Source organism: Halochromatium sp. (genome assembly GCF_046541315.1).
Lineage (GTDB): Bacteria > Pseudomonadota > Gammaproteobacteria > Chromatiales > Chromatiaceae > Lamprobacter.
In genome coordinates this window covers 1-9,271 of the sequence record NZ_JBKHDN010000105.1, presented here as the reverse complement: position 1 = coordinate 9,271, position 9,271 = coordinate 1, and the positions used below count along the sequence as shown (strand labels likewise).

General features: G+C 67.3%; 7 protein-coding genes. 4 read left to right on the top strand and 3 right to left on the bottom strand.

Annotated elements, in window-relative coordinates; translation table 11 throughout:
- Positions 1–148 precede the first annotated feature (148 nt).
- Positions 149–1,480 carry a cobyrinate a,c-diamide synthase gene (locus ACLFQI_RS08485; protein ID WP_410758473.1) on the top strand — a complete coding sequence of 444 codons (1,332 nt, stop codon included), beginning with the start codon at positions 149–151 and terminating at the stop codon, positions 1,478–1,480.
- Positions 1,481–1,608: 128 nt separating this feature from the next.
- Here ACLFQI_RS08485 and ACLFQI_RS08480 read toward each other — a convergent pair whose 3' ends face one another.
- Positions 1,609–2,736: an NAD(P)/FAD-dependent oxidoreductase gene (locus tag ACLFQI_RS08480; RefSeq protein ID WP_410758472.1), complete on the bottom strand. Its 1,128-nt coding sequence runs from the start codon at positions 2,734–2,736 to the stop codon at positions 1,609–1,611.
- A gap of 449 nt (positions 2,737–3,185) precedes the next feature.
- Between ACLFQI_RS08480 and rpsF the strand changes: the two genes are divergently transcribed.
- Genes rpsF through rplI form a run of 3 tightly spaced genes read left to right on the top strand, consistent with a single transcriptional unit; the run spans position 3,186 to position 4,396 of the window.
- Positions 3,186–3,617, top strand: coding sequence for a 30S ribosomal protein S6 (gene rpsF / locus ACLFQI_RS08475; RefSeq protein ID WP_410758471.1), 432 nt, complete (start codon positions 3,186–3,188; stop codon positions 3,615–3,617).
- A gap of 56 nt (positions 3,618–3,673) precedes the next feature.
- Complete coding sequence (gene rpsR / locus ACLFQI_RS08470) at positions 3,674–3,898, top strand: 30S ribosomal protein S18 (protein ID WP_201244330.1); 225 nt, start codon at positions 3,674–3,676, stop codon at positions 3,896–3,898.
- A gap of 42 nt (positions 3,899–3,940) precedes the next feature.
- Positions 3,941–4,396: a 50S ribosomal protein L9 gene (gene rplI / locus ACLFQI_RS08465; RefSeq protein WP_410758470.1), complete on the top strand. Its 456-nt coding sequence runs from the start codon at positions 3,941–3,943 to the stop codon at positions 4,394–4,396.
- 70 nt (positions 4,397–4,466) lie between these two features.
- Here rplI and odhB read toward each other — a convergent pair whose 3' ends face one another.
- Positions 4,467–5,942, bottom strand: a complete 1,476-nt coding sequence (gene odhB, locus ACLFQI_RS08460) for a 2-oxoglutarate dehydrogenase complex dihydrolipoyllysine-residue succinyltransferase (protein WP_410758469.1) — start codon at positions 5,940–5,942, stop codon at positions 4,467–4,469.
- Positions 5,943–5,987: 45 nt separating this feature from the next.
- The gene (locus ACLFQI_RS08455) at positions 5,988–8,888 is read right to left on the bottom strand and encodes a 2-oxoglutarate dehydrogenase E1 component (protein WP_410758468.1); all 2,901 of its coding nucleotides are present in this window, start codon (positions 8,886–8,888) and stop codon (positions 5,988–5,990) included.
- Between the last annotated feature and the right edge of the window lie 383 nt (positions 8,889–9,271).

Here is a 9,271-nt window from a genome sequence, read left to right as displayed (position 1 = left end):
CCATCTGGGCTCCAAGGCGGCTGTTGGCCGGGCTGGCGCTGCCGAGGCGGGCGCGGACCCCGGCACGGAGGTGGACCCGAAGGCGGGCGCGAGGTCAGCTGCCTGGGGGGCGGCCGGCGCGGGTGCAGGGCCCGGCGCGAACGCTAGCGTGACGGCAGGCGCGGAAATCGACGGCGAGCGCCACTGCCCGGCGCTGTTCCTGGCCGCGACCGCGTCCGGTCAGGGCAAGACGACGCTGGCGGCCGCGCTCGCCCGCCACCATCGGCAGGCTGGACGTCGGGTGCGCCTGTTCAAGATCGGCCCGGACTTCCTCGACCCGATGATCCTGGCGCGGGCCTCGGGCGCCGAGGTCGAGCCGCTGGATCTGTGGATGGTCGGCGAGACGGACTGTCAGCGTGCGCTCCACGCGGCCGCTGGCGAGGCCGATCTGATCCTGGTCGAGGGCGCGATGGGATTATTCGACGGCACGCCCGCGGGCGCCGATCTCGCCGCGCGCTTCGGCCTGCCGGTGGCGGCGCTGATCGACGCGCGCGGCATGGGGCAGACCTTCGGCGCGCTCGCCCTGGGACTGGCCCGCTACCGGCCCGAGCTGCGCCTGGCCGGGGTCATCGCCAATCGGGTCGCGAGCGCACGCCACGCCGAGATGATCCGCGCCGGTCTCCCGGACGAGATCCCCTTCCTCGCGGCCTTACCGCGCCTCGATGAGGATGCCGTGCTGCCGAGCCGACACCTGGGCTTGCTGCAGGCCGAGGAGATCGGCGATCTCGAGCAGCGCCTGGATGCCGCCGCCGCGCGCCTGGTCGGGACGGCGCTGGCCGAGCTGCCGCCGCCGGTTGTCTTCCAACCGCCACCGCCCGCGCCGGCGCTCGCGCCGCGCCTGGCGGGCCTGCGCATCGCCGTGGCCCGGGATGCGGCGTTCTCGTTCCTCTATGCCGCCAATCTGCGGCTGCTCCGGCAGCTTGGTGCCGAGCTGTGTTTCTTCTCGCCGCTGCGCGATGAAACGGTCGCGGCGGCCGACGCCGTCTATCTGCCCGGCGGTTACCCGGAGCTGCATCTGGACCGCCTCGCCGGCAATCGCGCCACGCAGCAGTCGCTGCGCTCGCATCTCGACGCCGGCAAGCCGCTGTATGCCGAATGCGGCGGCATGCTTTCTCTGCTGGAGACGCTGACCGACAAGCACGGCCACAGCGGTCGACTAGCCGGACTCTTGCCCGGTCATGGCCGGCTGCAGCCGCGCCTGGCCGGCCTCGGGATGCAGCGCCTGGTGCTACCGGCCGGCGAGCTGCGCGGCCACAGCTTCCACCATTCGACCATGACCACCACGCTCACCCCCAGCGCCTATGGCATCCGCCAGTGCGATGGCGGTCGCGGTGAGCCGGTCTACCAGCTCGGCGCGCTGACCGCGAGCTATCTGCACCTGTATTTCCCATCGGCACCGGAGGCGGCTGCGGCGTTGTTCAGGCGCGAGGATGGGGTCTAATGGCGCGATGCCCGGGGGCGGGAGACCGTCGATCGCCCCGCGACGGCCTCGCCCTCCTGAACGCGGGGTCCGCGCAGGACCGGTCTCGCGTCTTCGGGTAGGCCGTCTGGCAGCCCGGCGTCGCTCGACTAACGAAAACGGCGCAGGTACCACCACTCGAACAGCCGCTTGAGCCAATGGAACACCCGCGTGTTGGGCAGCACCAGGTTGTACTTGGACGTGCGCGCGACCAGCATGCCGCGATCGTTGGCATCGACGATACACAGTAGCTCGACCTTGAAGGTCTCGCGCGGCGTCTTGCCGGCCAGCTCGGCGATCAGGTTCTTGGCTGCGGCAACGGCCTGCAAGTCGGCCATGTGCGCCTGCTTCGGCATCCAGTCGGGGCCGGGGAAACTGCCGGAATCGCCGACCACATAGGTGCGCTCGAAGCCGGGCACCCGGCACTGGGCATCGGCTTGCAGGAGTCCGCCGGGCGAGCGGGGCAGGTCGGTGTCGTCGAACCAGGCGTTGCCGGTCATGCCGGGCATGAAGACGATCAGGTCGGCGGGTAATTCGCCGCCCTCGGTGATGACCTTGTCGGCGGTGAACTGCTTCAGCTTGTGTCCGAGATGGGTCTCGATGCCGACCCGCTGCATCGCGCCGAGCAATTTGTCGACCGCCTTCGGGCCGAGGCGGTTGCCGGGACGCTCGGCGGGGGTGAAGAAGACGATGCGGAAGCGCTCGCGCCGGCCCTCCTTGCGCAGTTGTCGGTCGAGCCCGAACAGGAACTCGAAGATCGGCCCGCCGCGCATCGACGTCGGCTCCTGCGGATTGCCGGCGAAGCCCATGGCGATGGTGCCGCCATCGAGCGAGCGCAGCCGGTCGCGGATCGCCTCGGCGGCGGCGATGCCTTCGCAGGGGGTGATGGCGTGCTCGATGCCGGGCAGCTTCTTGATGAAACGGCCGCCGCTGGCAATGATCAGGCCGTCGTTCTCGAGGGCGCCGGCATCGGTCTGCAGCACCCGTCCGCCGTCGCTCAGGCCGGTGGCCGAGGCGGCCAGATGCTCGGCGTCCATCTTGCCGAAAAAGTGCTTGAGGTCGAGCCGCAGATCCTCGCCAGAGCGCAGGCCGCTCGGGACCCAGATCAGGCCGGGAGAGTAGACGAACTCGGGGCGCGGGCTGACGACGGTGATCTGGCCCTTGAAGCCCTGATCGCGGAGGGTCTTGAGGGAGGTCAGCGCACCGAATCCGGCGCCGACGATGGTGATGCGTTGCATAATACTGCTCCTGAAAATCCGGGCATAATGGCCCATGGGGGATTCGCTCTCCATGGATAGCGCCTGTTTGTGCGAGCAACTGGAGTCCTGATCGAGCAGTCTCAACCCTGGGGGATCAGGAAACGCCTTCTCAACCGCCCCGGCGCGGCTGGAGACCGACCTGCCCGACGCCAGCCCCGACGTCAGCCTGGATGCGGTTCAGCGGTTCTTCCCCGACCCCTGACCGAAGCAGCTGAACTGTGGCGCCAAATGGTTCTGGACTCGGGGGCCGCTAGAGGGGCAACGATCAATACGCGCGCGGCATGGGTTGACCAAGCGGTTGACGACATCGCATACTGTTCGGCTACGTCGGCAACCGGCGTTCTCCTTGCTCCACCGCGCGCTCAGCGTTCACACGCAGTGTCCACGCTCCCCGGCGCGGGGGGCTTCTTTTATCCGTGAGGAGCATTATGCGTCATTACGAGATCGTTTTTCTGGTGCATCCGAGCCAGAGCGAGCAGGTTCCAACGATGCTGGATCGCTACCGCACCAACCTGGAGGCGCGCGGTGGCCAGATCCATCGGCTTGAGGATTGGGGGCGGCGGCAGTTGGCCTATCCGATCAACAAGATCCATAAGGCCCATTATGTGCTGATGAACGTGGAGTGCGATGCCGAGGCGCTGGCCGAACTCGAGAGCGCCTTCCGCTTCAACGATGCGGTGCTGCGCAACATGATCATCAAGCGCGACGCGGCGGTCACCGAGCCGTCGCCGCTGCTGAAGGGCGGCGATGAGCGCGAGGGCTCGGACGACGACAGCGGCGAGCGGGGAGAGCGGCGTTCACGACGCGCGGAGAATGACGACGAGGATCGTTCCGAGTCTTACGACTCCGACCGCGACTAACCCCGCCGTCGCCACCGACATCGCACCCCCCTGCATCCGTTTCCATCGAGGCACTCATGTCACGCTACTTCCGCCGCAAACGCTACTGCCGCTTCACCGCTGAAGGCATCACCGAGATCGACTACAAGGACATCAACCTGCTCAAGGCCTTCGTCAGCGAGTCCGGCAAGATCGTCCCCAGCCGCATTACCGGCACCTCGGCGCGCTATCAGCGCCAGCTCGCCACGGCCATCAAGCGCGCGCGCTTCATCGCGCTCCTGCCCTATACCGACGGCCATTGAGCCCGAGCACAGTCCTACAACGCATTCGACCTGGAGATCCCCGTGGATTTGATCCTGATGAAGAAGGTACGTGGCTTGGGCGAGCTTGGAGACAAGGTCTCGGTGCGCTCCGGCTACGGCCGTAATTTCCTGATTCCGTCCGGCTACGCCAAGCCGGCGACGGCAGAGAACCTCAAGGCCTTCGAAGAGCGGCGCGCCGAACTCGAGCGCGAGGCCGCCGAGGCGCTCGCCGCCGCCGAGGCCCGCAAGGCGAAGCTCGAAGGCGTCATCGTCACGGTGCCGCGCAAGGCCGGCGACGAGGGCCGACTGTTCGGCTCGGTGGGCACCGCCGACATCGCCAATGCCATCACCGAGAGCGGACTCGGCATCGAGCTGCTGAAGAGCGAGGTTCGCCTCCCCGATGGGCCGTTCCGCGCGGTTGGCGATTATGACGTCGAGCTGCATCTGCACTCGGATGTCTCGGTGAGCGTGCGTATCGAGGTCATCCCGGCGACCTGACACGCCGCATCTGCGCGGCTTCGCTTCGGAGCCGCGCGGGCTTGGCCTGGTTGGCCTGGACTGGTTGGGCCTAGATCCGCAACAACAGGCGCGCCGGGTCTTCCAGCGTGTCCTTGATACTGTGCAGGAACTGCACCGCTTCGCGTCCATCGACGATGCGATGATCGTAGGACAGCGCCAGATACATCATTGGCCGGATGACCGCCTCGCCAGCGACCGCGATCGGGCGCTCCTGCACCTTGTGCATGCCGAGGATGGCGCTCTGCGGCAGGTTCAGGATCGGCGTCGAGAGCAATGAGCCGAAGACGCCGCCATTGGTGATCGAGAAGGTGCCGCCGGTCAGCTCCTCGAAGCTCAGCGAGCCGTCCTTGGCCTTGTTGGCGAAGTCGACGATGCCGCGCTCCACGTCCGCCATGCTCAGCTGATCGCAGTTGCGCAGGATCGGCACCACCAGGCCCCGCTCGGAACTCACGGCGATGCCGATATCGTAGTAGCCGTGGTAGATGATGTCGTTGCCATCGACTGAGGCGTTGATGATGGGGAAGCGCTGCAAGGCCTCGACCGCCGCCTTGACGAAGAACGACATCAGGCCCAGGCGCACGCCATGGGTCTGCTCGAAGCGTTCCTTGTACTGCGTGCGCAGCGCCAGCACCGAGCCCATGTCGACCTCATTGAAGGTCGTCAGCATCGCTGCCGTGCGCTGGGCGTCGACCAGGCGTTCGGCGATGCGCGCGCGCAGCCGGGTCATCGGCACCCGCTGCTCGGGCCGGCCGGCCTCGCCGGTGAGACGCGGCAGTTGCGGGCTCTCGGCGACGGGCGCGTCGTCGTCAAACGCCGGCGCCTGAGCCTGTTTGGCCAAGGCGGCGGCCTCGGGGTCGATCGCCGGCTCCTTGGCCTCCTGTTCGTCCAGCCAAGCGAGCACATCCGCCTTGGTGATGCGCCCGGCCTTGCCCGTGCCCGGGATGCGGCTGGCATCGAGGTTCATTTCCTTGACCAGGCGCCGCGCGGCCGGTGCCAGCACGGGGCTGTCGGCACTCGCCGGGCGCTGTTCAGGTGCCGCACGCGTCTCCTTGGATGCTTGGGTGCGGTCGCTCTGGCGCTCTTCCGGGGCCGCGGTGCCGGCTGCGGCCGCTGCCTGAGCGGCGGCGGCCCGGGTCCCGGCCTTGGCCTCGGATCGAGTGCCGGAGGCGGTCTCGGGCTTGGCGGCGGATGGAACCTCGGACTGGGCTGCGGGCTCCGCCTTGGGCGCGGCATCGGCCGAAGTCGCTGTCTCGGTTGCAGTCGCAGGGGCCGCATCCGCTTGCGCCGACGCCGTCTCGATGCGCCCGAGCAGGCTGTCGGCGGTGACCACCTCGCCCTCGGCGGCATTCACCTCGGCCAGCACGCCAGCGGCGGGCGCCGGCACTTCCAGCACCACCTTGTCGGTCTCCAGGTCGACGAGATCGTCGTTCTGGCGGACAGGGTCGCCAGGCTTGAAATGCCAGGTCAGGACGGTGGCATCGGCAACGGATTCGGGCAGGGCGGGAACGCGAACTTCAGTGGACATGAGGCTGACAGGCGTCGGATAAGAAGGGATTCATGGGGCAACCGATCAGGGCTGTTCATCAGCATCGTCGGCGCCCAGCCCGTCGTCGAGCGGCACCGGGATGCGACGATTCATGCTGGGGTTGATGCGCCCGGTCAAGGCCTCGTCGATCAGCTGCTCCTGCTGGGCGACGTGGATCGAGCGATGCCCGACCGCCGGCGTCGCCGCTGCCGCGCGGCCGACGTAAAACGCCTGTTTGCCGCTCAGGATCAGCCCGTGGAAGCGATGCTTGATCTGATCCCAGGCGCCCTGGTTCTGGGGCTCCTCCTGGCACCAGATGATCTCGGTGGTGTCCGGATAATCGGCGAGCACGGCGGCAAAGGCCTCCTTCGGGAACGGATACAGCTGTTCGATGCGGATGATGGCGACATCGCTCAGCCCGCGCGCGCGGCGCGCCTCGAGCAGATCATAATAGACCTTACCGCAACAAAAGATCAGTCGCTCCACCGCCGCCGGGTCGAGGCTGTCGACCTCCGGGATCACCGTCAGGAAGGCGCCCTGCGCGAGATCGTCGAGCGAGGAGACGGCGAGGCGATGACGCAGCAGGCTCTTCGGCGTCATCGTCACCAGCGGGCGCCGATAGTCGCGCAACAGTTGCCGGCGCAGCAGGTGGAACATCTGCGCCGGCGTGGTCGGCACGCAGACCTGGATGTTGTGCTCGGCGCAGAGTTGCAGAAAGCGCTCCAACCGCGCCGAGGAGTGCTCGGCGCCTTGCCCCTCCTGCCCGTGCGGCAATAGCATCACCAGTCCGCAGTCGAGGCCCCATTTGCTGCCCGCCGAGCTGATGAACTGATCGATCACCACCTGCGCGCCATTGGCGAAGTCGCCGAACTGCGCCTCCCAGAGCGTGAGGGCATTGGGCTCGGCGGTGGCGTAGCCATACTCGAAGCCGAGCACGGCCTCCTCGGAGAGGATCGAGTCGATGGCGATGAACGGCGCCTGATGCTCGCTCAGATGCTGGAGCGGGGTGTAGTCATCGCCGGTGCGTTGGCAGTGGACCTTGGCGTGGCGGTGGACGAAGGTACCGCGACTCGAATCCTGGCCCGAGAGACGCACCGGATAGCCGGCGTCGAGCAGCGTCGCATAGGCCAGGTTTTCGGCGAAGCCCCAATTGCAGAGCTGATCGCCTTGCGCCATCTTGCGCCGTTCCGACCAGATCTTGGCCACCCGCGCATGCAGCTCGAAGCCCTCGGGCAAGCGCAGTTGCCGTTCGGCCAGCGCGCGCAGTCGCTCGTGCGCCAGGCCGGTCTCGGTGGGTAATCGCCAGTCCTGGCCGAAGCGCGATTTCCAGTCGACGCGATAGCGATTCTCCAGGCCGCAGAGGACTGGCCGCGCGACCACGATGCCGTGCTCGATATTGGCCCGGTAGTCCTCGCTCAGGGCCGCCACGTCGTCGCGGCTCAGCTCGCCGCGGTCGATCAGACGATCGGCATAGATGGCGCGAGCGGTCGGGTGCTGGCGGATGCGCTTGTACATCATCGGCTGGGTCATCGCCGGCTCGTCGGCCTCGTTGTGGCCCAGGCGGCGGTAGCAGATCAGGTCGATGACCACATCCTTCTTGAACTGATGGCGGTAATCGAGCGCGAGGCGGGTGACGAAGATCACCGCCTCCGGATCGTCGCCGTTCACATGCAGAACCGGCGCCTGCACCATCTTGGCGACATCGGTGCAGTAGAAGGTCGAGCGGGTGTCGAGCGGGTTGCTGGTGGTGAAGCCGATCTGGTTGTTGATGACGATATGCACGGTGCCGCCGGTGCCGTAACTGCGCGTCTGCGAGAGTTGCAAGGTCTCGGTGACCACGCCCTGGCCGGCGAAGGCGGCATCGCCATGGATGAGCACCGGCATCACCTGATCGCCGTTGTCGTCGCCGCGCCGGCGCTGGCGGGCGCGCACCGAGCCCTCGATCACCGGGTCGATGATCTCCAGGTGGGAGGGATTGAAGCCGAGCGCGAGATGGGTGATGCCGCCCGGGGTGTCGACATCGGTCGAGAAGCCGAGGTGATACTTGACATCGCCAGCGAGCTGGCGCGGGCTGAGGTGAATCTTGCCCTCGAACTCGGCGAAGATCTCCTGCGGCGGCTTGCCAAGGATGTTGACCAACACATTGAGCCGCCCGCGATGCGCCATGCCGATGACGATCTCGCGCACGCCCTTGCGACCGGCACGCTGGATCAGCTCGTCGAGCAGCGGGATCAGCGCCTCGGCGCCTTCGAGCGAGAACCGCTTCTGGCCGACATAGCGGGTGTGCAGGTATTTTTCCAGGCCCTCGGCCGCGGTCAATAGGGTCAGCAGCCAGCGCCGGTCGGCGGCCTTCAGCTCCGGGCGTGCCTGATAGCCCTCGATGCGTTTCTGCATCCAGCGCTTCTCGCTGGTCGAGGTCATGTGCATGTATTCCGAGCCGACCGAGCCGCAATAGATGCGTTGCAGCAGGTCGATGATGCGCCGCAGCGGCATCCGGTCCGGCGCATAGAGCGAGCCGGTGTGGAAGACCTGATCGAGATCGGCCTCTTCCAGGCCGTGATAGCTCGGCTGCAGATCGGCCACCTTGGGCGCCTGGCGCAACTTCAGCGGGTCCAGGGTGGCGATCTGATGGCCGCGATAGCGATAGCTGTTGATCAGCCGGACGACGGCTGTCTGCTTTTCGGCCGCCGCCGGCTCGAGCCGGTTCAGCGAGCGACGCTGGGCCCGGTTGCGGCTTTCGTGGGCGAGGCGCTGAAAGTTCTCGCGCACCGGGCCGTGGGGGATCTCGTTGGCTGCCTCCCGATGCATGGCCTCGAAGCGCTTGCGCCAGGCCAGGTCGATACTGTCCGGGTCCTTGAGGAAACGCTCGTAGAGATCCTCGATGAAGGCGGCGTTGCTGCCATGGTAGGCGGAAGAGTTGCGGAAAAGCTCGAGAAGCGCGCTCATATTGCTATCGAAAGGGGAGTCGGGTGCCCTGGTCGCTGGCCTGACCCCCGAGTGTAGCGCACCGCATTGGCCTGACGTGTGCTCGGATTTCAGACGTGTGCTCGGATTTCAATCGCAGGCCTGGCTTGGGCGGTTTGCGTCACTCGCCTTGTGCCGGTGCTGCGGGTCGCCCGGCCGCGCCGATGAGCGCCCTCGGCGCCAAGACCGACGCCGAGGGCGGTTGCCGGGCTTCGCCCAGAGGGCTGCCCAACAGGCTGCCCAACAGGCTGCCCAACGGGATGCCCAACGGGCTGCCCAGCATGAGGCCCAACATGGGCCTCAGCATGAACCTCAGCGGGATGCCTCCAGCGCGGCAATGCGTTGCGCCAGCGGCGGATGGCTCG

What these genes read in the sequence shown, in the direction of transcription:
- ACLFQI_RS08455 (WP_410758468.1), bottom strand. Translation starts at nt 8,888, where the DNA reads ATGAGCGCGCTTCTCGAGCTTTTCCGCAACTCTTCCGCCTACCATGGC.
- rpsR (WP_201244330.1), top strand. Translation starts at nt 3,674, where the DNA reads ATGTCACGCTACTTCCGCCGCAAACGCTACTGCCGCTTCACCGCTGAA.
- odhB (WP_410758469.1), bottom strand. Translation starts at nt 5,942, where the DNA reads ATGTCCACTGAAGTTCGCGTTCCCGCCCTGCCCGAATCCGTTGCCGAT.
- ACLFQI_RS08480 (WP_410758472.1), bottom strand. Translation starts at nt 2,736, where the DNA reads ATGCAACGCATCACCATCGTCGGCGCCGGATTCGGTGCGCTGACCTCC.
- rpsF (WP_410758471.1), top strand. Translation starts at nt 3,186, where the DNA reads ATGCGTCATTACGAGATCGTTTTTCTGGTGCATCCGAGCCAGAGCGAG.